General features: G+C 68.7%; 26 protein-coding genes. 11 read left to right on the forward strand and 15 right to left on the reverse strand.

Annotation, left to right across the window (positions count from 1 at the left end; genetic code table 11):
* Positions 1–99 precede the first annotated feature (99 nt).
* From ROA7023_RS02800 to ROA7023_RS02820, 5 genes are all read left to right on the forward strand, one after another.
* Positions 100–1,776, forward strand: coding sequence for an acyl-CoA dehydrogenase (locus tag ROA7023_RS02800; RefSeq protein WP_085877492.1), 1,677 nt, complete (start codon positions 100–102; stop codon positions 1,774–1,776).
* On the forward strand, positions 1,773–2,816 hold the full coding sequence (locus ROA7023_RS02805) for an MBL fold metallo-hydrolase (RefSeq protein ID WP_234991991.1): 1,044 nt from the start codon (positions 1,773–1,775) through the stop codon (positions 2,814–2,816). Before ROA7023_RS02800 ends, ROA7023_RS02805 begins: the two co-directional genes overlap by 4 nt.
* 96 nt (positions 2,817–2,912) lie before the next feature.
* Entirely contained in the window at positions 2,913–3,374 is a 462-nt protein-coding gene (locus tag ROA7023_RS02810) for a DUF6173 family protein (protein WP_085877493.1), read from the forward strand.
* A 381-nt stretch (positions 3,375–3,755) separates the two neighbouring features.
* Positions 3,756–3,890: an aa3-type cytochrome c oxidase subunit IV gene (locus tag ROA7023_RS02815; protein WP_085877683.1), complete on the forward strand. Its 135-nt coding sequence runs from the start codon at positions 3,756–3,758 to the stop codon at positions 3,888–3,890.
* Positions 3,891–3,898: 8 nt separating this feature from the next.
* Positions 3,899–4,552, forward strand: coding sequence for a hypothetical protein (locus ROA7023_RS02820; protein ID WP_085877494.1), 654 nt, complete (start codon positions 3,899–3,901; stop codon positions 4,550–4,552).
* Positions 4,553–4,561: 9 nt separating this feature from the next.
* Here ROA7023_RS02820 and ROA7023_RS02825 read toward each other — a convergent pair whose 3' ends face one another.
* Positions 4,562–4,888: an AzlD domain-containing protein gene (locus ROA7023_RS02825; RefSeq protein ID WP_085877495.1), complete on the reverse strand. Its 327-nt coding sequence runs from the start codon at positions 4,886–4,888 to the stop codon at positions 4,562–4,564.
* Complete coding sequence (locus ROA7023_RS02830; RefSeq protein WP_085877496.1) at positions 4,885–5,598, reverse strand: AzlC family ABC transporter permease; 714 nt, start codon at positions 5,596–5,598, stop codon at positions 4,885–4,887. Before ROA7023_RS02830 ends, ROA7023_RS02825 begins: the two co-directional genes overlap by 4 nt.
* A gap of 48 nt (positions 5,599–5,646) precedes the next feature.
* Here ROA7023_RS02830 and mobA point away from each other — a divergent pair, with 48 nt between their 5' ends.
* Genes mobA through ROA7023_RS02845 form a run of 3 tightly spaced genes read left to right on the forward strand, consistent with a single transcriptional unit; the run spans position 5,647 to position 7,678 of the window.
* The gene (gene mobA, locus ROA7023_RS02835) at positions 5,647–6,249 is read left to right on the forward strand and encodes a molybdenum cofactor guanylyltransferase MobA (RefSeq protein WP_085877497.1); all 603 of its coding nucleotides are present in this window, start codon (positions 5,647–5,649) and stop codon (positions 6,247–6,249) included.
* Positions 6,246–7,103, forward strand: coding sequence for a molybdopterin guanine dinucleotide synthesis (locus ROA7023_RS02840; protein ID WP_085877498.1), 858 nt, complete (start codon positions 6,246–6,248; stop codon positions 7,101–7,103). Before mobA ends, ROA7023_RS02840 begins: the two co-directional genes overlap by 4 nt.
* On the forward strand, positions 7,100–7,678 hold the full coding sequence (locus ROA7023_RS02845; RefSeq protein ID WP_085877499.1) for a GNAT family N-acetyltransferase: 579 nt from the start codon (positions 7,100–7,102) through the stop codon (positions 7,676–7,678). Before ROA7023_RS02840 ends, ROA7023_RS02845 begins: the two co-directional genes overlap by 4 nt.
* A gap of 9 nt (positions 7,679–7,687) precedes the next feature.
* Here ROA7023_RS02845 and ROA7023_RS02850 read toward each other — a convergent pair whose 3' ends face one another.
* The 8 genes from ROA7023_RS02850 to ROA7023_RS02885 are packed head-to-tail and all read right to left on the reverse strand — an operon-like array spanning position 7,688 to position 13,177.
* Positions 7,688–8,158, reverse strand: a complete 471-nt coding sequence (locus tag ROA7023_RS02850; RefSeq protein WP_085877500.1) for a hypothetical protein — start codon at positions 8,156–8,158, stop codon at positions 7,688–7,690.
* A complete protein-coding gene (gene plsY, locus ROA7023_RS02855) occupies positions 8,158–8,763 on the reverse strand; it encodes a glycerol-3-phosphate 1-O-acyltransferase PlsY (RefSeq protein ID WP_085877501.1) in 606 nt (201 codons plus the stop codon). The genes ROA7023_RS02850 and plsY overlap by 1 nt, the downstream gene beginning before the upstream one ends.
* Positions 8,756–10,030 (reverse strand): dihydroorotase, encoded by a 1,275-nt coding sequence (gene pyrC / locus ROA7023_RS02860; protein ID WP_085877502.1) that lies wholly within the window; start codon positions 10,028–10,030, stop codon positions 8,756–8,758. The genes plsY and pyrC overlap by 8 nt, the downstream gene beginning before the upstream one ends.
* Before the next feature lie 34 nt (positions 10,031–10,064).
* Positions 10,065–10,646, reverse strand: a complete 582-nt coding sequence (locus ROA7023_RS02865; protein ID WP_085877503.1) for a hypothetical protein — start codon at positions 10,644–10,646, stop codon at positions 10,065–10,067.
* Positions 10,643–11,251 carry a hypothetical protein gene (locus ROA7023_RS02870; protein WP_085877504.1) on the reverse strand — a complete coding sequence of 203 codons (609 nt, stop codon included), beginning with the start codon at positions 11,249–11,251 and terminating at the stop codon, positions 10,643–10,645. Before ROA7023_RS02870 ends, ROA7023_RS02865 begins: the two co-directional genes overlap by 4 nt.
* Positions 11,248–11,709 (reverse strand): hypothetical protein, encoded by a 462-nt coding sequence (locus tag ROA7023_RS02875; protein ID WP_085877505.1) that lies wholly within the window; start codon positions 11,707–11,709, stop codon positions 11,248–11,250. The genes ROA7023_RS02870 and ROA7023_RS02875 overlap by 4 nt, the downstream gene beginning before the upstream one ends.
* Entirely contained in the window at positions 11,706–12,224 is a 519-nt protein-coding gene (locus tag ROA7023_RS02880) for a hypothetical protein (RefSeq protein ID WP_143535424.1), read from the reverse strand. The genes ROA7023_RS02875 and ROA7023_RS02880 overlap by 4 nt, the downstream gene beginning before the upstream one ends.
* The gene (locus ROA7023_RS02885) at positions 12,221–13,177 is read right to left on the reverse strand and encodes an aspartate carbamoyltransferase catalytic subunit (protein WP_085877507.1); all 957 of its coding nucleotides are present in this window, start codon (positions 13,175–13,177) and stop codon (positions 12,221–12,223) included. The genes ROA7023_RS02880 and ROA7023_RS02885 overlap by 4 nt, the downstream gene beginning before the upstream one ends.
* 143 nt (positions 13,178–13,320) lie before the next feature.
* Between ROA7023_RS02885 and ROA7023_RS02890 the strand changes: the two genes are divergently transcribed.
* On the forward strand, positions 13,321–14,136 hold the full coding sequence (locus ROA7023_RS02890) for a uracil-DNA glycosylase (protein WP_085877508.1): 816 nt from the start codon (positions 13,321–13,323) through the stop codon (positions 14,134–14,136).
* A gap of 55 nt (positions 14,137–14,191) precedes the next feature.
* A complete protein-coding gene (gene moaB, locus ROA7023_RS02895; protein WP_085877509.1) occupies positions 14,192–14,734 on the forward strand; it encodes a molybdenum cofactor biosynthesis protein B in 543 nt (180 codons plus the stop codon).
* Between the two features lie 13 nt (positions 14,735–14,747).
* On the opposite strand, the gene ROA7023_RS02900 is transcribed toward moaB, so the two are convergent.
* From ROA7023_RS02900 to ROA7023_RS02915, 4 genes are read right to left on the reverse strand one after another with little or no spacing between them, the layout of a single operon-like run.
* Positions 14,748–15,350 carry a pyridoxamine 5'-phosphate oxidase family protein gene (locus ROA7023_RS02900; RefSeq protein ID WP_085877510.1) on the reverse strand — a complete coding sequence of 201 codons (603 nt, stop codon included), beginning with the start codon at positions 15,348–15,350 and terminating at the stop codon, positions 14,748–14,750.
* The gene (locus ROA7023_RS02905; protein WP_085877511.1) at positions 15,334–16,089 is read right to left on the reverse strand and encodes a lysophospholipid acyltransferase family protein; all 756 of its coding nucleotides are present in this window, start codon (positions 16,087–16,089) and stop codon (positions 15,334–15,336) included. The genes ROA7023_RS02900 and ROA7023_RS02905 overlap by 17 nt, the downstream gene beginning before the upstream one ends.
* Positions 16,086–16,982 carry a cell division protein FtsX gene (locus tag ROA7023_RS02910; protein WP_085877684.1) on the reverse strand — a complete coding sequence of 299 codons (897 nt, stop codon included), beginning with the start codon at positions 16,980–16,982 and terminating at the stop codon, positions 16,086–16,088. Before ROA7023_RS02910 ends, ROA7023_RS02905 begins: the two co-directional genes overlap by 4 nt.
* Positions 16,983–17,011: 29 nt before the next feature.
* Positions 17,012–17,686 carry a cell division ATP-binding protein FtsE gene (locus ROA7023_RS02915; protein WP_085877512.1) on the reverse strand — a complete coding sequence of 225 codons (675 nt, stop codon included), beginning with the start codon at positions 17,684–17,686 and terminating at the stop codon, positions 17,012–17,014.
* Positions 17,687–17,852: 166 nt separating this feature from the next.
* Here ROA7023_RS02915 and ROA7023_RS02920 point away from each other — a divergent pair, with 166 nt between their 5' ends.
* Positions 17,853–18,629, forward strand: coding sequence for a zinc-ribbon domain-containing protein (locus ROA7023_RS02920; RefSeq protein ID WP_085877513.1), 777 nt, complete (start codon positions 17,853–17,855; stop codon positions 18,627–18,629).
* Between the two features lie 78 nt (positions 18,630–18,707).
* Here the strand turns inward: ROA7023_RS02920 and ROA7023_RS02925 are convergent, their stop codons facing one another.
* A complete protein-coding gene (locus tag ROA7023_RS02925; RefSeq protein WP_085877514.1) occupies positions 18,708–21,326 on the reverse strand; it encodes a TIGR02302 family protein in 2,619 nt (872 codons plus the stop codon).
* Positions 21,327–21,345: the final 19 nt, after the last annotated feature.

Raw genomic sequence — 21,345 nt, forward strand, 5'->3', positions numbered from 1 at the left:
TTGCGGGGCGACGGCAGGCGCGTAGCGTTGATGCTTGTCACGCGGACATAGCCACGCTGCGCTCCGCTGCCAAGCCACTTGCCCGACGGAGACCATGTCATGCCCTACCGCGCCCCAGTTTCGGAGTTCCGCTTTCTTCTGAATCACGTGGTCGGCTTCGACCGGGTCGCGGCGACCGAACAGTTCGCCGACGCCACGCCGGACATGGTCGATGCGATCTTGACCGAAGCGGGACGGCTTTGCGACGAAGTGATCGCCCCCCTGCAGCGGGTCGGCGACACCCAGCCCGCGCGGCTGGAGAACGGCGTGGTCCGGACCCCGCCTGGCTTTGGCGAGGCTTTTGCGGCGATCGCAGAGGGCGGCTGGATCGGGATGTCGGCCTCGACCGAGGCGGGCGGCATGGGCCTGCCGCTGACGCTGACCACCGCGGTCAACGACATGATGTCGGGCGCCTGCCTCGCGATGCAGCTCAATCCGCTGATGTCGCAGGGGCAGATCGAGGCGCTCGAGGCCCATGCCTCCGACGAGATGAAGGCGCTTTATCTGCCGAAGCTGATTTCCGGCGAATGGTGCGGCACCATGAACCTGACCGAACCGCAAGCCGGCTCTGACGTCGGGGCGCTGCGCACGCGCGCCGAGCCATTGGACGACGGGACCTATGCCGTGTCCGGGCAGAAGATCTACATCACCTGGGGCGACAACGACTTTGCCGAGAATATCTGCCACCTGGTTCTGGCCCGGCTTCCGGACGGGGCGCCGGGGACGAAGGGGATTTCCCTGTTCCTGGTGCCGAAGTTCATTCCGGATGCGCAGGGCAACGCGGGAGAGCGGAATGCCGTCCGGGTGGTCAGCCTGGAGCACAAGCTGGGTCTTCACGGATCGCCGACGGCGGTGATGGAGTACGAGCGGGCCAAGGGCTGGCTTGTGGGCGAACCGCATGGCGGGATGGCCGCGATGTTCACCATGATGAACAACGCTCGGCTGGGGGTCGCGACCCAGGGCATCGGCGTGGCGGAGGCGGCCTTTCAGCACGCGCTCGGCTATGCCGTGGACCGCAAGCAGGGCAAGGCCGGCGGAACCGGCGCCATCGTCGAACATGCGGATGTGAAGCGGATGCTGGCCACGATGAAGGCCGAGACCTATGCCGCCCGCGCCATCGCTTTGATGTGTGCCGTGGCCATCGACCTTGGCGCCGGGGCACGCGCCGCGCTGTTGACGCCCATCGCCAAGGCGTTCGGAACCGATACCGGGGTGGAGATGGCGTCGGTCGGGATCCAGGTGCACGGCGGCATGGGCTATGTCGAGGAGACCGGGGCCGCGCAATTCCTGCGCGACGTGCGGGTGACGACGATCTACGAGGGGACAAACGGCATCCAGGCGATGGACCTCGTGGGGCGCAAGATGAAGGACGGCGGCGAGGCGGCCTTTGCCCTGATCGACGAGATCTGCGAGGGGGCCGAGGCGGCCAAGGCGCAGCATCCGGCCCTCGCGGATGCGGTCTATGACGCGGCCGAGACATTGCGCGAAGTGACCGAGGCTCTGGTCGCCGCCCCCGTGGCGGATCGGTTCGCCGGGGCGGTGCCCTATCTGCGCGGGTTCGCGCGGGTGCTTGGCGGCCATGCGCACCTGGCGGCGGCCATGCAGGGGGACGCTGGGCGTGCGCGGCTGGCCGCGTTCTATGTCGGGACGCTGTTGCCTGAACATTCGGCCCTGCTCGCGGCGGTCGGCGCGGGCGAATCGGCCTTGTCGGTTACCGCCGGGGATCTGGCCGCGTGAGCGAGCCTGGCGCGATCCGCTACCCCTTCGCAGATCCGCCCGAGGAAGGAACCGCGATCGAGGTCGCGGAGGGCATCCTCTGGATGCGCCTGCCGTTGCCGATGAAGCTGGATCACGTGAATGTCTACGCGCTGGACGAGGGCGACAGCTGGACCATCGTCGACACCGGCGTGTCGTCCCGCAGGGCGCGGGCCCTTTGGGAGCGTATCCTGGCAGGGCCGCTGGGCGGCAAGCCCGTCAGCCGGGTGATCGTGACGCACCATCACCCCGACCACGTTGGCCTTGCCGGATGGTTCCGCGAAAAGGGCGCCGAGATCTGGGCGAGCCGGACGGCCTATCTTATGGCGCGGATGCTGGTGCTGGATACGCAGGAGGTCTGGCCGGAGGAAACCCGGGCATTCTATCGCGGCGCAGGGATGGCGGAGGACATGGTCGCGCGGCGGTTGGCCGAGCGGCCGTTCAACTTTTCCGACGTGGTCTGGCCCTTGCCGCTGGGCTTTCGGCGTATGATCGAGGGCCTGGTCGTCGAGATTGGCGGACGGTCGTGGGACGTGCGCATGGGGGCGGGACATGCACCGGAACACGTGACGCTCTGGGCGCGGGACGCGCCGCTCGTGCTGGGGGGGGACCAGTTGCTGGCCTCGATCTCGCCCAACCTTGGGGTCTACCCGACCGAGCCCGAGGCCGATCCCGTGGCCGACTGGATCGCCGCCTGCCGGCGGCTGGCGGCATTTGCCACGGAGGATCAGCTTGTCCTGCCCGGGCACAAGATGCCGTTCCGGGGGCTGCCGGCGCGGCTGAGCCATCTGGAAGACAACCACCACGGCGCGCTCGAACGGCTAGTCGGGCATCTTGTCGACCCGAAGACTGCCGGGGAGTGTTTCGCGCCGCTGTTCAAGCGGGAGATCGGGGCCGGGGAGTACGGCCTCGCGCTGGTGGAAGCCTATGCCCATTGCCTCCACCTGTGGCACCTGGGCCGGGTGTCGCGCGAGCGGCGCGGAGAGGCCTGGGTCTTTCACGCGGTCGGCGCCGGCGGCTGACGCTCGCGCGTTCCGCGCATCGCCCCACCCACCGTCCCTTGGGCGTTGTGAACAGGTAACAGCCGTGGTGGTCTCGGAACCGAGGGGAGATCACCGATGAACGACCAGATCAGCACGACCGCCGAAGCGCATGAAAACGACGTGATGCCGCGGATCCATGAGGTGCATTCCGATCCCGAGAAGGGCCGGGTGTCCGTGCCGCCCCGGCTCGCTGAAGGGACCGGGCGGAAAAGTCCTGCGCGCTGGGCCTACGAGCGTCTGATCGTCTACATCCAGAACTTCGAAAGCCAGCTCGATGCTGAACACGAGGTCGCCATGGGCTTCACCGGCGGCGATGCCGGCGTGATCCGGATCGAGGGCATGGGGTATTTCGACCCTGATATCGTCACCTTCTACGGCTCGGATCTGGGCGGCGCCAAGACCCAGGTCATTCAGCACGTTACCCAGCTCAACGTTCTGCTTCGCGCATTGCCCAAGCAGATCGATCAGCCCGTTGCCCATCGAATCGGGTTCCGGCTGGCCCGCGACCTCGACACCGATGGCACCGACGAAACGTAAGCCCCGGCTTTCGGAAATTGGCGCGATACGGCCCGGAACACTTGCCGTCGCCCAAAGGCCACAGGTCCGAAGGCGGTCCTACCACAGCCCCTTCTTCTGGTTGGAAATATCCCGGGGGGGGTCAGGGGGGCAGAGCCCCCCGGCGTCGGCCATCCACGCCAACCCATGCCCGCGAATGTGCAAGGGTCCGCGCGGCGGCCCGTGCCCAGGTGCGCCTGGGACACGGCCAGCGCACCAGGCCCCGTCGCGCGGCCTTACGACCTGCGACAAGGTCACCGCTTCGTGGGCGTGACAGGCCCCTCCCGATCGTTTATGGCGTTTTGCGACAGGGTGGCCCGCGGGATCCGGCGCGGCCCCAAGACACAGACAGGGACGCATATCATGGCAGAGCACAAGCATGGCGAAATGGACATCACGGTTCAGGAAAAGACCTTCAACGGCTTCATCCGGATGGTATCCCGCACGGCCATCGTCATCGTCGTCGCGCTGATCCTTCTGTCCCTGATCAACGGCTGAGAGAGCCAATGCGGCGCAGGACCTTCCTGATCGGCGCCCCGGCGCTTGCCCTTACGGCATGTGGCGCCGCCGAGCCGGTGTCGATGCCCGTCGCGGTCCTCTCGGCATCCGCTTACCGGCATCCGGGCGAGCCCAGGCTCACGCTCTTCACGATGAAGTCGACCGCCAACGGCAACGGTGCCCACACCGGGTTGATGGTGAATGCCAGCCAGCGGGTCATCTTCGATCCGGCCGGCACCTTTGGCGGCGATGTCGCGGACAAACCCTGGGGCTATCTGGTTCCCGAAAACAACGATGTCCACTTCGGGATCACCCCCGAGATCGAGGATTTCTACATCCGCTACCACGCCCGGCTGACCTATTACGTGCTGCGTCAGGACGTCCCGGTCACGGCCGAGCAGGCGGAGGCCGCCCTCCGGGGCGTGATGTCCTACGGCGCGGTTCCCAAGGCTCAGTGCACGATCGCCACCTCGCGCATCCTGGCGGGCGTGCCCGGCTTCTCGGGGATCAAGACCGTACTCTTTCCCGACCGGCTGGTGGATCAGCTCGCCAGATACCCTGGCGTCACCTCGCGCGAATATCGCGAGAACGACAGCGACGACAAGAGCGAGGCCGCCGACGCCTTCGGTGCAGAACTTGCCGCGGCGGGGCTGACGCGCTGATCGCGGCGGTCACCCGCCGGAAAGCCACAGAGCCCCGTAAAGCACAGCCCCGCCGACCCCGATTGCCAGCAGGACGTTGCGGCTCCGGAGGCCGACCAGCAAGGCGGCTCCGGCGGCGGCAAGCCGCGCCGGGTCCATCTCGCCTCCGGTGGCCTCGGGCCACAGGACCAGCGGCGCCACCATGCCCGGGATGATGGCGACCGGCGTATATCGCAGCATCCGCAGGACCCAGGCGGGCAGGGGCCGGTCGCCGATCAGACCCAGGAACGAAAACCGGATCAGATAGGTCCCCACGCCCAGAAGCGCGATGAGCAGCCAGACCTGAGCATTTGTCATCGGGACGCCTCCCCTTCCATGCGGGCTTCGACGAGGGCGCCGACGGCCATGGCGATCGCCCCCGCGATCAACAGGCCGGTGCCCGAAGGCAAACCGGACAGCGCCAGGGCCACAATCACCGACGTCGCGGCGGCGGCCAGGTGGGCGACGGTCCGGAGCATCGGGGCCACGAGAGAGATGAACGTGATCGGCAGCGCGAAATCCAGTGCCAGCGCATCGGGGATGGTATTGCCCAGCAAGGCGCCGACGAGCGTCAACGCCGTCCAGACGATCGCGACGGGCAGGGCCGTGCCCATGAAATAGATGATCCGGCGATCCATCGACATCGCCGGGTCGCGTTCGTATTCCACCACGGACAGCGTATAGGATTGGTCGAAAATCAGGTAGCTGACCATCGCCCGCTTCCACAGCGGGGCCTTGCCCAGATGCGGCACCAGGGCCGCCGAATACATCGCCATGCGCAGGTTCACGGCCAGCGCACCGCCCATGGCCAGCCAGACGCCGGCGCCGTCCGTCATCAGCTGCAGCGCGGTGAATTGCGACGCGCCCGCGACCACCAGCAGCGTCATCACCATGGTCTGGGTGATCGGCAGGCCGGCCTCTGTCGCCACGACGCCGAACAGCATCCCGAACGGCCCGATGACGATGACAAAGGGCAGGGAGTCGCGCGCACCGCGCAGAAACAGGGAAATGGCTGTGGAGATGCTCATGCCGGTCGATTATTCTGTGTCGGGGCCGGATAGACCCGGACGGAGGGAATGGCAATCGACGCAGCAGTGGCAGCCCCGCTGGGGGTGATTCTCGGGGGGGGCGCGGCGCGGCGGATGGGCGGTGGCGACAAGGGGCGGCTGCTTCTCGGCGGGCAAACCCTGATCGCGCGGGTGATCGAGAGGGTGTCTCCGCAGGTTGCCGATACCGCGCTGAACGCCAATGGCGACCCGGCCCGGTTCGCGGACCTTGGCCTGCCGGTTCTGAGCGACAGCCTGGCCGATGGCGGGCCGCTGGCGGGCGTTCTCGCCGGGCTTGACTGGGCGGCGGGCCAGGACGCCGCCTGGATCGTGACCGCGCCTGCCGACACGCCGTTCCTGCCCCCCGACCTCGTGCCGCAGCTCCTCTGGGCCGCCGAGACCGCAGGCACCCCCATTGCCCTGGCCGAGACCGCGAGCGGACTGCATCCGACCTGCGGGCTTTGGTCAGTGACTCTGCGCACGGCCCTCGCGCGGGACCTGTCCGGGGGCGCACGCAAGCTCCGCGACTGGGCCGGGGCTCAGGGCTATGCCCTCGCGCATTTTCCCCAGGACGAGGCGTTCCTGAACATCAACACGCCCGAGGATCTGGCCCTCGCGGAGGCGATGCTGTGAGGGTCGACGAGATCCTCGTCGTGGATTGGTCCGGCGGCAATGACCGGGGGCCGCGTCCCAAGAAGGATGCGATCTGGCTCGCGTCGATCCGAGACGGCGCGGCAGAGGCGCCGCTCTACATCCGCAACCGCACCATTGCCGAAGAGCACCTGTCCGCCCGGATCGAGGCGGCGCTGACCGAGGGGCGGCGTCTGACGATCTGCCTCGACTTCGCATTTGGCTATCCGGCCGGGTTTTCCCGCGCGGTCACCGGGTCGCCCGATCCGCTGGCGATCTGGGATTGGCTGGAAGCGCGGATCGAGGACGCGCCGAAGAGCAACAACCGCTTTGATGTCGCGGCGGGGATGAACCGCCTCTTCCCCGGCGTCGGCCCGTTCTGGGGCAATGCGCTGGGCCGCGATATCCCGGACCTGCCGCGCGGCGGTCGGGCACGGACGTTTCTCTGGCCTGAGCCCCGGCGCCTGGCCGAGCGACAGGCGCCGGGGGCGTTCGAGGTCTGGCAACTGGCCTATGCGGGCGCCGTGGGCAGTCAGGTGCTGATGGGCCTGCCGGTGCTCGCCCGGCTGCGGCGGTCGTTCGCGGGTCGGGTCGCGGTCTGGCCGTTCGAGCCTCTGGACGCGGCAGAGGTCGCGCTGGTCGAGGTCTGGCCGTCGCTTATTGCCGATGCCGTCCGCCGCGCGTCCGATCCCGCCGAGATCCGCGATGCCGCGCAGGTGCGGCTGTTGGCGGGTGCGCTTGCAGCCCAGCCGCCAGAGCGGGTGGCCGAGATGCTGGCGGTGCCCGAGGCCGCCTTGGCCGAGGGCTGGATCATGGGGATCGGGCATGAGGCGGCGCTGAACCGGGCGGCCGGATGATCGTGCGCCACGGGTTCGCTCCCGCCGACCGGCCGGCGCTCGCCCGGCTTTACTGGGCGGCGTTCGGCGACAAGCTGGGCCGGGTACTGGGCCCCGAGGACCGCGCCCGCACCTTCATCGCGCAGGTCGCCTCGCCGGATCATGCGCTGTGCATCCATGATGGCGGGCGGCTGATCGGGGTGGCGGGCTTTCACAGCAGGCAGGGGGCGCTGGTCGGCGGCGGAATCTCCGAGCTGGCCAATGTCTACGGCACCTTCGGCGGGATCTGGCGCGGGCTTGCGCTGGGCCTGCTGGAACGGCCCCTGGCCGAGGACGAATTGCTGGTCGACGGGATCTTCGTCGCCGAGACCCACCGTGGCCGCGGAGTCGGGACCACCCTGCTGGAGGCGCTTGCCCGCGAGGCGGTGGCTCGCAGCTGCGCCCGTGTCCGGCTGGACGTGATCAACAGCAACCCTCGGGCCCGTGCGCTCTATGAGCGGCGCGGCTTTACCCCGATCGCTGAGCAGTCAAACCGCCTGCTGCGCCCTTTGTTCGGGTTTCAGACAGCGACCACCATGGTGCGCCGGGTGATCTGAGGGGCCGGCTCAGCCGGCCTCTTCCTCCGATTCGGGCATCCGGACGACCTGGAAGCCGTCGACCGTGGGCACCAGCGCCTGCACACAGGGGCTGGCGCCGTAATTGTCGCAGACGCTGCCATGCCGGGCCAGCAGGATAACCCGCATGTCCTCGAAATCGACGGCGATCCAGTTGAAGCCCCACCAGCTTTGCGACCGGGCGTCGTCGATCACGAAATGCAGCGGTGCCCCGCCGCTGCCGTGCCAGTGCGACATGTTGTAATCGCAGAAGATATTCGAGAAATCGACGACCGCATCGTCGGACAGGCCGTCGCCATCCAGGTCGGCCGACGTCACGGCGCCATCCTGAATCTGGATCCCGCCGGCGTCGATCCGGGCGCATTCCGCCTCGGCCTCGGCCAGGATCTCGTCAACGCGGCCCCCGTCCGCGAGCGCGGGCTGGGCAAGCATCATCAGCAGGGGCAGGGCGGCACGTCTCATCACTTCTGTCCAATTCGGGTTTCGGTGCCCGCGCGGAGGCGGGCGATGTTCGCCGAATGCCGCCAGAAGACCAGCGCCGCAAGAGCAACCAGCAGGATGAGCAGATCTCCGCGTCCCAGCGTCAGCGCCCAGAGTGGGGCCGCCGCCGCGGCCACCAATGCGCCGACCGAGGAATAGCGTGTGGCAAGGGCCGCGACGAGCCATGTGCCGCAGGCCGCAAGCCCCACCGGCCAGCCGAGCGCCAGCAGGATGCCGAGGAAGGTCGCGACCCCCTTGCCCCCCGCGAACCGCAGCCAGATCGGAAAGCAGTGCCCCAGGAACGCCGCAAAGGCCGCTACCTGGGCCGCATCGGGCGCGGCCAGCCACAGCGCGGCCAGCGTCATGAACCCGCCCTTGCCGCTGTCCATCACCAGCGTCAGCAGCGCGGCCAGCTTGTTGCCGGTGCGCAGGACGTTGGTGGCGCCGATATTGCCCGATCCGATCTTGCGCAGGTCGCCCAGCCCGAAGGCGCGGGCGATGACGATCCCGAAGGGGACCGATCCCGCGAGGTATCCAAGCCCGGCCCAGAGGGCGATGACGGGCAGGCTCGAGACGATCTCAGGCATCTCCGCGGCTCCAGATCTTTTGGCCCGCGACCCAGGTGGACAGCACACGGCCCTGCATCCTTGCGCCGTCGAACGGCGTGTTCTTCGATTTCGAGCGCAGCGCGAACCGGTCGAGGATCAGCGGCGCGTCCGGGTCGAACACCATCAGGTCGGCAGGCGCCCCCAGGGCGAGCCGGCCGGTGTCGCGCCCCAGCCGGCGCGAAGGGTTCAGCGAGACGGCGCGGAAGATCTGGCACAGGTCCAGATCGCCGCCATGATAAAGCCGCATCAGCGCGGGCAGGAAGGTCTCGAGCGCGACGGCGCCGCTCGCGGCCTCCTCGAAGGGCAGGCGCTTGCTTTCCTCGTCCTGCGGGGTGTGCATCGACGAGATCACGTCGATCAGCCCCGAGGCGACGGCCTCGACCACGGCCTTGCGGTCGTCCTCGCTGCGCAGGGGGGGCTTGAGCTTGAAGAAGGTGCGGTAGTCGGCCACGTCGAATTCGTTCAGCGTCAGATGGTGGATGCCGACGCCCGCGGTGATGTCCAGCCCGTTGCGCTTGGCGCGTTCCAGCGGGGGCAGGGCGCGGGCTGTGGTGATCTGGTCCACGTGCATCCGGGCGCCGGTCATCTCGGCCATGCCGATTTCCCGGTCCAGCCCCATGCGCTCGGCCATCGGCGAGACGGCGGGCAGCCCGCGCAGCGAGGCGAACTTGCCCGAGGTCGCCGCCGCCCCCGCCGACAGGCCCGGTTCCTGGACATGGACGACGACCAGCGCCCCCAGGCTGCGGGCATAGGTCAGGGCGCGACCATAGACCCTGGTGTCGGTGACCACCCGGTCGCAATCGGTGAAGGCCACAGCCCCCGCGTCGAGCAGGAACCCGATCTCGGTCATCTCGCGCCCCTCGCGGCCCTTGGTCAGCGCGGCCATGGACAGCACCCGCACGGGCGCGTCCTCCGCCGCGCGGCGGGCGACGAATTCCAGAACCTCGGGGGTGTCGATGGTGGGCAGGGTGTCGGGACGCGTGACCATGGTTGTGATGCCGCCCGCCGCGGCCGCCCGCCCGGCCGAGCGGAAGCTCTCCTTGTGGCGCTCGCCCGGTTCGGAGACCTTGACGCCCAGATCTACGATCCCGGGCGCCAGGCAGGCGCCGTCCAGGTCGGTTGCGCCGGCCGGCACCGATGCGCCCTCCAGAACCTCGGCGATCAGGCCGCCCTCGAGGCGCAGGCCGCCCGCGCGGACCTCGTGGCTTTCGGGGTCGATCAACCGGGCATTGGCGAGGATTGTCATGGTCTCTCCGGTACGTTTTGCGGGCTGCCGCTGTCTAGCCGTCGGATCGGGGGTTGTCAGCAGGCTCGGCGACGGTGCTCCAGTCCCAGCCTTCGGGGCGCTTGTCAGCATTGGCCCGGGCGGCGGCACGGACGAGGTCCGCCACGGCCGCGCCGTCCTCGATCAGGTCGAGGCGATGCTCGCGCCAGGTGGTCTGCCAGCCGCCGTGGGGCAGACGAAAGCGCAGGGGGGCGCGGCCGAGGACAACGCAATCGGGCGGGCCGGGCTCCAGCCGGACGGCGGTCGCGTCGAGCGGCCAGATGCAGATGTCTCGCCTGCCCTGGCGGATCAGCGCCCGGCGGTCCGTGACGGCATAGGTCGTGCGCCGCCGCCGCGACGCGTCGACCCACGCTATGAGACCAAGCTGAACGGCGATGATCGCCAGCGTCCCCGGCAGCATCACGCCCGCCCCCGGACTTCCCAGCGCGGCCATGCCGATGGTCGCGGCAACGCCGATCACGCCCCAGACAATGGCGATCTGGTCGGTGATGTGGCGGATCGGTCGCAAGGAGAGGCCCGTCTCCGGCCGACCCTCCCAGAGCAATGTCTCGCCGTCTTCCAGCGGCCAGCCCGTCATCGGCGCCGCGCGTCCTGCTGGACGTCGCGCAGGTGGCGGTAGACCTTGCGGGCATCGTCGATCCGGTGAAACAGCACCGGGACCTTGCTGGTGTAGGTCCGGCGCGCGCCCCCGAAGGAGGCTTTGGAGCGGCGGAAACTGGCGGTGCGGGTCTGCAGCGCGAATTGCACCGAGCCCGGGTCGCCGTCGATCAGCTCCAGCTCGGAGTCCTTGCCGATGGGGTAGTCCTTCAGCGACCGCCCGCCGAACGGAGGGTTGGTCGCGATGAAGGCGCGTTTGCTGGTCACCGTGTAGTAGGTGCGTGTCAGCATGTAACTTTTCCAGAACCGGTGGCCGATGGCGTTCCAGAACCCGATGCAGAAGAAGATGCCGCCGAAGAGGGGGAAGATGCCGATGAAGAACGGCGGGTTGCGAAAGCCGGAGGTGATGTTCAGGGCCATCCCGATCCAGACGGTCGAGAACACCATGAAGAAGATGCCCATGGCCGTGTCCGCGAAGCTCCAGCCCCGGGTGACAATGCCGGGGCGCGGTTGGCCCTGCCACAGGATCGTCTCGCCCTCGTCGAGAATGTCCTCCCAGCCGGGAGGCGTCGTGGTGGCGGTCATCGGCTGGCGTCTCCGGTCTGTCGTTGGGCGCCGCGCTGTGCCTCGATCCGGCGGCGGGTGGCGGCGGGGTCGGCCTGGTACCGCATGAGGTGCTTTTCGCCCCCGATGGTCACGATCTGCACCGCGCTGGCGATGGTGCGCAGCTTGTCGATCCGCTCCAGCCTGACCTGACGCGGCCCCGGTCCCAGCAGGCGCCGGTCGGTCAGGTCCCAGCGCACGGCCAGCTCGTCGGAGGCGAGGTAGAAAGCGCGGACCGCGATGGCCGCCAACCCGCCGACGGCGCCGGTCCACACGAAGGGAGAGCCCATGAGCCAGAGAATCGCCATGCCCCCGGCCATCGCCAGCGCCGCGATCCAGGCATGGTCGCGGTAATAGGTCTGGCGGTCGGGGTGAAAGCTCTCGCTGACCGTCTCTCCGGTCTCCAGCGAGGTTTCGGGGGTGAGGGCATACTCGCTCACGCGATCACCACCATGAGGATCACCAGCAGCAACAGCACGAGCAGTGCAAGCATCGCGATCCTGCCCGACATGGCGGCATCCGACGGCCTTGGCTTTGGGTCGCCGATCAGGCCCTCGGCGCTTTCGGAGCGGAGCTTTTCCATCGGTGCGATGGTGACCGGCTCTGCATAGGTGCCGATCCAGCGTAGCGGCGAGACCGGGCGCAGGGTCCGCCCGCGCACCCCGGCGGACAGCACGATCAGGACGTGGCCCCTGACCGCATTGAGCCGGGCCCTGTCGGCGCGAACGCTCTCGGTGGCAATGCCAAGCCCCTCCGTGAGGTAGCCGGCAAGGCCAAGCCCGTCGAGATTGCTGACCGGGAAGTATTCGTATTGCCCGTGGGGCAAATCTTCGATGCCGAGGGCGCGGGCGATGATCTCGGGGTCGTCGAAGGCGGCGGCCTCTTCGCCCGCGAGCTCCACGGCAAAGATCCGGGCGTGGCCGCGCTCGGTCTCGGGGACGTCCATTGTCGTCATGCCATGACCTCGCGCGGGGCGCGGGTGCCGCGCAGGTTGCGGGCCAGCAGGTCCATCACGGCCATGCGCACGGCGACGCCCATCTCGACCTGTTCCTGGATCACCGAGCGGTTGATGTCGTCGGCCAGGGTGCCGTCGATCTCCACCCCGCGGTTCATCGGGCCGGGGTGCATGACGATGGCGTCGGGCCTGGCATGGGCGAGCTTGGCCGCGTCGAGCCCGTAGCGGTGGAAATACTCCCGCTCGGAGGGGATGAATCCGCCGTCCATGCGCTCCTTCTGCAGTCGGAGCATCATCACGACGTCGACGTCGCGCAGACCCTCCTCCATGTTGTCGAAGCATTCGACGCCGAATTCCTCGACGCCCGAGGGCATGAGCGTCGGCGGGGCGATCAGGCGGACGCGGTTTTCCATCTTGCCAAGCAGCAGGATGTTGGAGCGGGCCACTCGGCTGTGGGCGATGTCGCCGCAGACGGCGATCGACAGGCGATGCAGCCGGCCCTTGGCGCGGCGGATCGTCAGCGCGTCGAGCAGGGCCTGGGTGGGATGCTCGTGCCGGCCGTCGCCGGCGTTGATCACCGCGCAATTCACCTTCTGGCTGAGCAGGTCCACGGCGCCGGAATTGGGGTGCCGCACCACCAGAAGATCGGGGCGCATGGCGTTGAGTGTCAGCGCCGTGTCGATCAGGGTCTCGCCCTTCTTCACCGAAGAGGTCTGCATCCCCATGTTCATCACGTCCGCGCCAAGACGCTTGCCGGCAAGCTCGAAGCTGGCCTGGGTGCGGGTTGAGTTCTCGAAGAACATGTTGATCTGGGTCATGTCCGCCAGGGCGTCCCAGTGGCGGCGGCCGGCCCGCGCGTCCTCGGCGTAGGTCTGGGCGAGGTCCAGAACGGTGGTGATCTCCGTCGGGTGCAGAGGTTCGATGCCCAGAAGATGGGGCGCACGGTATGTCATCGGGGCCTCCTGACGGTCCTCCCCGTTATAGGAACGGTGCGCGGGGGCGGCAAGGTCGGGACGCCGGACGACGCTCGCCTTCGGCATCGCCCCGCCCGCCGTCCCATGGTGTTTCGCGGGGGGCGGACGTAGTCTGGGGACCGATGGATTCGGCGATGGATTTCTGGGCCGCGAAGGCCGTGCTCGACTGGCAGATCGAGATGGGGGCGGACGAGGCGATACTCGACGCGCCGGTCGATCGCTATGATTTGCCGCAGTCCCGGGCGCCGGCCCCGGCCCCGGCCCCGGCGCCTGCCGCCGCCGCCTCGGTGGCCTCGCCGCCGCCCGCCCGGCCGCCGCGGCCGGCGGTCACGGATCCGGTGGCAGAGGCCCAGGCCGCGGCGGAGGCGGCCAGCGACCTCGGGGCCCTCGCTGCGGCGATGGAGGCGTTCGAGCATTGTGACCTGAAGGCCGGCGCCCGGCGGTTCGTTTTCTGCGATGGCCAGCCCGGCGCACGGTTGATGATCGTGGGCGAGGCCCCCGGCCGCGAGGAGGATCGGGAGGGCCGGCCCTTCGTCGGCCGGGCCGGGCAGTTGCTGGACCGGATGCTGACCGCCATCGGCATGGGCCGTGCCGCCGAAGACATCGGCCGGGCCGTCTACATCACCAATGTCCTGCCCTGGCGCCCGCCCGAGAACCGCAAGCCGGAGAAGGCCGAGACCGCCATGTTCCTGCCGTTCCTGCAACGCCACATCGCACTTGCCGCACCCGAGCTGCTGATCCTGATGGGCAACACCCCCTGCGACGCGCTTCTGGGGCGGGCGGGGATCACCCGCCTGCGGGGCACCTGGGCCGAGGTCCTGGGCATCCCCGCCCTGCCGATGTTCCATCCCGCCTACCTGTTGCGGCAACCGCAGGCGAAGCGCGAAGCCTGGGCCGACCTGCTGGCGATCCAGGCCCGCTTGAGGGCGGCGACATGACCGTTCCGGCAAGCCGATCGCACACGCCCACGCTCGCCCCCACGAAGGCCCGGGTATGAGCAGGATCGACGACAGCCGCGATTTCGTGCCGGTGCGAATCGCCGTTCTGACCGTGTCGGACACCCGCACCGCCGCCGACGACCGGTCCGGCGACACGCTGGTCGCGCGGATCGAGGCCGCCGGGCACATCCTGGCCGGCCGCGAGATCGTGTCCGATGATCGCGCCCTGATCGCGGAGCGGTTGCGCCTCTGGTGCGCAGACCCGCAGATCGACGTCGTGATCTCGACCGGGGGCACGGGGCTGACCGGGCGCGACGTGACGGTCGAGGCCCACCGGGACGTCTACGAGAAGGAGATCGATGCCTTCGGCACCGTCTTCACCATGGTGTCGATGGCCAAGATCGGCACCTCGGCCGTGCAGAGCCGTGCGACGGGCGGCGTGGCGCACGGCACCTACCTCTTCGCGCTGCCCGGCTCGACCGGTGCCTGCAAGGATGCCTGGGACGAGATCCTCGTGCTGCAGCTGGATTACCGGCACCGGCCCTGCAATTTCGTCGAGATCCTCCCCCGGCTGGAGGAGCATCGCCGCCGGAAATAGGCGACGGCGCAGGCTACCACATCCTGGCTTGCGCCTCTTCGGCGTAGCGGATGTCGTAGGCCTCGGCATCGAAACCCGCGTCAAGCTCGCGCAGGAAATCCCCCGCGGTCGGAACAGTCGCGCTGAGATCCGCGCCGGACCAGAGCTCTGACCGCAGGATCGCCTTGGCACATTGGAAATAGACCTCGGCGACCGTGATGACGGTCACGGTCCTTGGGTGTTTGCCGTTCTGTTCGAATTCCGCCGTGGCCGCTGGATCTGCAGTGAGCCGGGCGGTGCCGTTCACACGCACCACGTTGGTAGAGCCCGGGACCATGAACATCAGCGACACGCGCCCGTCCCGGACGATGTTGCGCAGGGAATCCGTCCGGTTGTTGCCGCGCCAGTCCGGCATCAAGATCGTGCTGCGATCCGCCACCCGCACGACCGGGTCGGTGTCGCCGCGCGGGCTCGCGTCGGTGCCTTCCGGGCCTACGGTCGACAATATGCAGAACCGCGCGGCCTCGATCCAGCGCAGGTAGGTTGGGCTTATGTGATCGAGGACCTTCTTCAGAGAGGTCGGGACCGGGGGGCCGTAGAGCTGCTCCAGCGTTTCGAGATCATCTATCCATTGCATTGTCGCTCTCCGGTATGGGCGCGAAGCCGGCCTCGGCCATCAGCATGTTGGACCGCTGCTCCACCACCTGGCGAAGCTCGACCATGAAATCGCTCGTGGGCCGGCCCGCCGGGATCGGGTCCAGGAACTCGACCACCGCGAGCCCTGGCGTCCGGCGCAGGCCGCGGCGCGGCCAGAACAGGCCGACGTTGGTAGCCGCCGGGATGCAGGGCGCCCCGACCTCGTGATAGAGGACGGCGGAGCCGATCTTGTAGGGCGCATCGACACCGGGGGCGATCCGGGTGCCCTGCGGATAGATGATCAGCTGGCCGGGATCGGCCTTGCCCTTGCGGACGTCCGAGACCATCTTCTTGATCGCCTGGGCGCGGCGGCCGCGATCCACCGGAATGCAGCCCATCCGGAGGGCGTATTGGCCCAGGATCGGCGCCCAGACCAGCTGACGTTTCATGATGAAGCGCGGCCGCGGGAGGGCGGCGAAGATGATGATGATATCCAGAAAGCTCTGGTGTTTGGCAGCAACGAGCACTTCGCCCGTGGGCGGCGTGCCGCGCACCTCGGTGCGGATGCCCACCATCCAGCGGGCGGTCCAGAGGACCCAGCGGCAATAGGCATGCGCGGCAGCGATCGCCCCGGTCGGCGATGCGATGGCCCAGGGCAGGTAGAGGATCGCTATCGGCAGCATCGCGGCATACATCTGGCCGATGAACAGAAGCGACCGGAGGGTGCGGACCGCGGTCATGACTTGGCGCGGAGGGTTCGGATCGCGGCCCAGCGGGTGGCCAGGAACGCGGTGATCGCGGCCAGCGGCGGGATCACGACGGGCAAGAGCCAGCCGATGCCCTGGAACCCCAGCCCGGTGAGAAAGCCCCCGGCCGCATCGGCCCGTGGCAAAAGCCAGATCGCGGCCATGCCGGCCAGGGTGCCCGCGGCCGCGCCGGTCAGCGCCCGCAGGGTGAAGCGGCGCACGAAGGCCCGCGCGATATAGGCATCCTGCGCACCGACTAGACGAAGCACGCGGATCACCTGGTCGTTGGCCGTCAGCGCGGCCTGGGCTGCAAGGGTGATCATCGCGGCGGTCGAGGCCGCGATCAGCAGGATCGCGGCAATGCCAAGCATCCGCAACCGGCCCGCGGCCTCTACCAGCGGCTGGCGCCAGCGGGTGTGATCGTCCAGAACGGCGCCGGGCACCTCTGCCTGCAGGCGGGCGCGCAGGCCGGTCGTGTCATAGCCGTCGCCGGTCTCGACGATCTCGACGAGCTGCGGGATAGGCAGGGATTCCACCGGCAGATCGGGGCCGAACCAGGGTTCGAGCAGGGCGCGGGCCTCGCCGCCGTCCAGCGGGCGGGCCGTGGCGATCCCGGGGGTGGTCCGCAGCACCTCGAGCGCGGCGGCGGTCTGCCCGGCGATCTGGTCGTCGGGGGCCGAGATCCTGAGGGTGGACGACCGTGCAAGCTCTGCCGACCAGCGCGAGGCGAGCCGCCCGGTGGCCATGGACAGCGCCAATGCGAAGACGGCGAGGAAGGCCATCGCGGCCGAGGTGAAGACAGTGAGCCGGGCGGTGAAACCGGTGGGCGGAACGGCGCGGTCGGCCTGGCTGTCGCCGACGACAAAGGCCAGTATCCGCGCTGGCAGTCCGGGAGAGGTGGTCTGCTCGGCACTGCTCACAGGTCGGCTCCGGCGGCCTGCAGGCGGCGATCCTTCAGGCGCAGCACGCGGGCCTGGACCTGTGCCTTGGCCGCACGGATCAATTGCAGGTCATGGGTCGCGATCAGGACGGCCTTTCCCATGCGGTTCAGCTCGACCAGCAGGGCGAGCAGGCGCTGGGACATTTCCCAGTCGATGTTGCCTGTCGGCTCGTCCGCGATGATGACCTCGGGGGACATGATCACGGCCCGGGCCAAAGCCGCGCGCTGGCGTTCGCCGCCGGAGAGCTCGGGCGGCAGTTGCCCGGCCTGGCGGGTCAGCCCGACCCAGGCCAGAAGGTCCGTCAGGTCCTGGCCCAGCTCGCCGCCGCGTCCTGCGACTGTCAGGGGCAGGGCGACGTTCTCGGACAGGGGCAGGTGGTCGAGGAATTGGCAATCCTGGTGCACGACGCCGATCCGCCGGCGGGCCAGGGCAACACGGTCCCGCTCCATCGACCGCACATCCTCGCCAAAAATTTGCACATCGCCGGAGGTCGCCTTGAGTTCGGCGTAACAAAGCTTGAGCAGCGTTGTCTTGCCGGAACCCGACGGGCCGGTCAGGAAGTGAAACGACCCGGGCGCAAGGCTCAGCGAGAGGTCCGAGAAAAGCTCGCCCCCGCCATAGCTGTACGCGACATGTTGAAGCTCGATCACCCCGGGGCTCTCCCTTTTGCACGTTCTGCCCAAATCGGCCGGGTGTTGCAATCTCCACGCGCCGGTGTCTGGCGGCTTTGCAATCGCATTGGAAATGAGGCAGGATTCTGCCGACGAACCGGGATCGGCCTGCCAAGTGCAGTCGCCGGGCAGCGAGGACATCAGAATGCGGCTGATCTGCCCCAATTGCGCGGCACAATATGAGGTTCCGGACGACGTGATCCCGGATGCGGGGCGCGACGTTCAATGCTCAAACTGCGGACAGACATGGTTCGAATATCGCGGGCAAACGGCTGAGCCCGAACCCGAACCGATCGCGGCGCCTGCTGCCGCCGATCCGGTAGAGGATGCGACGGGTGAGGAGGCGTCCGAGGCGGAGACCGCACCTCCCCGGACCTCCGAGTCGGAGGTAGCCGCCGCCCCTCGACGCCGGAGCCTCGATCCCGCGGTCGCGGATGTCCTGCGGGAAGAGCGTGCCACTTCGACGGCGCTGCGGCGCCCCCGTCAGCCGGACCCGATGGAAAGCCAGGGCGACCTGGCCCTCGATACGCCGCCCAGATCCGTGCGCCCAGCCGCCGCCCCGCCGGCCGACCAGAGGCCTCCGCGCAAGGACAGTCTTCCCGATATCGACGAGATCAATTCGACCCTGCGGCCGGCGGACGAGCCGGCGCAGGATCCGACCGACACGCGGACCGCCGCCGAGAAAACGGCGCAGACCCATCGGCGCGGCTTCCGGATTGGTTTCGGCGTGGTCCTTCTGGTCGCGGCTGCGGCCACCGGGGTCTATCACTTCGCACCCCGTATCGCGGAAACCGTCCCGGCGACTGGCCCCGCGCTTCTGGCATATGTCGACAATGTCGACGCGGCGCGTCTCTGGCTCGACCTGAACCTGCAGGGGATCATCGACGGGATGTACGACGCTGACGACACTCCGGCCGAGTGATCCGAGGCGGTCGATTATTCGCGAATAATCGGACAGAAAATTCGCGAATTTTCTGGGGCCCGGAGTGTCCCGTCGCGCTCAGAAGCGTTTGAGGAGGCGGCGCAGGTAGTCCAGCTCTTCTTCGGACCGGCCCTGATCCGCGGATCTCCGACGCAATTCTTCCAGCAATTCCTCGGCCCGGCGATAGATATCCTCGCCCTGCAGAAGGTTTTCTTCGGTGCCGAACTGACCTGATTCGCCGAGTTGACGGCCCAACGGATCGCGCCGCATCGGTTCCACCCGGCCGGTCGCGTCGCCCTGCTGCTGTCCCTGGCCCGGCTGCTCTTGCGAGTTTTCTGCAAGCGCTCGGCTTAGGTCCCGTATGCCTTCGCGCAGGGCATCCATGGCTTCGGACTGCCGGTCTATGGCCTCGGCCATGTCGCCCTCCCTCAGTGCGTCCTCGGCCCCGTCCATGGCGGATTCGGCGCGTTCGAGCGACCGTCGCGCACCGTCGGCCGCCTCGCCGCCCAGGTTCGGGAGGTTCTGTTGCTGGCGCTCCAGTTCGTCGCGCAGGGCCTGCTGACGGTCGGCCAGAGATTGCTGGGTGCCCTCACCCTGTCCGGGTTGTCCGGGTTGGCCGCCCTGGGGCTCCCCCTCGCCGGATTGCTGCCCGGGTTGATCGCCCGGCTCACCGCCCTGACCGGGCTGCTGGCCCGGCTGTTGACCCTGCTGCTGCTGACCCTGCTGGTTCTGGCCGAATTGTTCCTGCAGATCGCGGAACGCCTCGTCAGAGAGCCCCTGCTGGTCGCGCAGCGTCTCGCTCAGGTCCTGCATGGATTGCTGGCCCGGAGATTGCTGCCCGCCGCCCTCACCCTGGGTGACCTGCATGTTCTCCATCAGCTGGTTGAGCTGCTCCATCAGCTCTTGGGCCTCGGCCATCCGGCCTTCTTCCATCAGCTCCTGGATCCGGTCCATCAGCGCCTGAAGCTCGTCCTGGGTGAACTCGAAGGTATCGCCCTCGGCGGTCTGCGGCTCGTCCGTCCCGTCGCCCTCCTGCGGGCCCGCTTGTTCCGCCAGCATTCGGGTGTAGTCGTCCACCGCCTCGCGCAATTCCTGCATGAGCTCGGAGATTTCCTCGTCCGAGGCGCCGTTGCGCATCGCTTCCGCCAGCCGTTCCTGGGCGCGGCGCAGCCGTTCGCGGGCATCGGTCAGGGTGCCTTCCTCCAGCTGGATCGCAAGATCCCACAGGGCCTCGGCGATCTCATCCCGGCCGGCGTCGTCGATGCCGAACTCCGCCATCATGGACAGCCGCCGGGTGATGACCCGTAGCCGCAAATATGACGTCTCCGACCGGATCAGCCCGTCTTCGGGACGATAGGCAATGGCCTTGAGCAGGTCGGAGACCCGCCCGGCATTCGCCTTGGACCAGAGCAGATCGCGGCGCTGTTCGATCACGGCCCGGGCGACGGGCTGAAAGAATCGCCGGCCGGGCAGGATCATCGGTTCGGGCGGGGCCGCGCCCACCTGCTCCAAAGCGTCCCGGACCTCCAGCGTCACGGTCACCGGCAGGTTCGCCCAAGGATGCTGCGAGAAATCGTCGATCAGCGCCTCGGTGAAGTTCGAGCGGTCGCCCGCGAATGGCATCGGCAGGTCGAGGGTCACCGGCTCGCGAGGTTCCGGCGCCCGGGTCAGCCCGAATTGCCGGTCGACCGCATCGAGATCCAGCGCGATCACCGCACGCCCGGCGGTCACGGCGTAATCGTCCGTCGCGGTGAACGGCAGGGACATCTCTCCCAGGGCCTCCGCCTCGACGGGGCCGGCGGTGGCGACGCTCGGCGGGGCGTCGTCGATCACCGCGATCTCCCAGCTCGTTCCGCCCGGGCCGTCGATCACGATCCGGCCGTTGCGCTCGACGGCGAAGGTCTGTTCGGGATCGGCCGCCGCGGGCACGGCGGCGTCTTCGTCGGCCACGACTTCGGGTCGACCGGATACGGTCTCGTTCACACTCAGCGCCCCGATCTCGCCGTAAAGGCGCAGGGTCACCTCGGAGCCCTCCGGCACCCGAAGCGGCCCCTCGGGGATGTCGTTGAGATAGAGCGACGGCTTGCCGGTATAGGCCGGCGGCTCCACCCAGCCTTCCCAGACGGGACCTGTCGCCAATACCTGCTCGCCGGCGCCGGGGGTCATGTCGGAGACGCTTGTGACCCGCAGGAGAGATCCGAACAGCAGCGCCGCCGTGAACGCCAGAAGCGCCATGAACCGCAGCCCGTAAGGGTCGCGCGACGAGACCCGCAGGTCGGGCTCCGCCCCCCGCGCGTCGCGGCTGCGCGCCGCCATGCGGGTCTGGTGCGCCTGCCATACGGCGGCCGAATCCGCATCAGCCGACCCGATAGCCTGGCTGTCAGCCAGTGCCGCAAGCGGCCGGCCGGGCAGCGACGCATCCACGCGGGCCATCGCCTCGGCCCGGGTGGGCCAGTGAAACGCCCGGACCCCGCGCCAGGTGAAATAGCCCAGCGCCAGGACAGCCGCGACCGCCAGCGCCCAGAACAGCTCCAGCGGCAGGCGGTCGTGCCAGCCCATCATCATCGGCGCCAGAATGACGAAGACAACCGACCAGAGCGGCCAGAAACAACGGGTCACACGTTCGGCCACAAGACCCAGACGGGTCAGGGCAACGGGCCTCCGAAGGTGAGGAAGAGCGCGGTGAAGGTCGGTCAGAACGGCGCTCCTTTCGGTC

The organism is Roseisalinus antarcticus, from assembly GCF_900172355.1.
In the GTDB taxonomy this organism is placed as follows: Bacteria; Pseudomonadota; Alphaproteobacteria; order Rhodobacterales; family Rhodobacteraceae; genus Oceanicola; species Oceanicola antarcticus_A.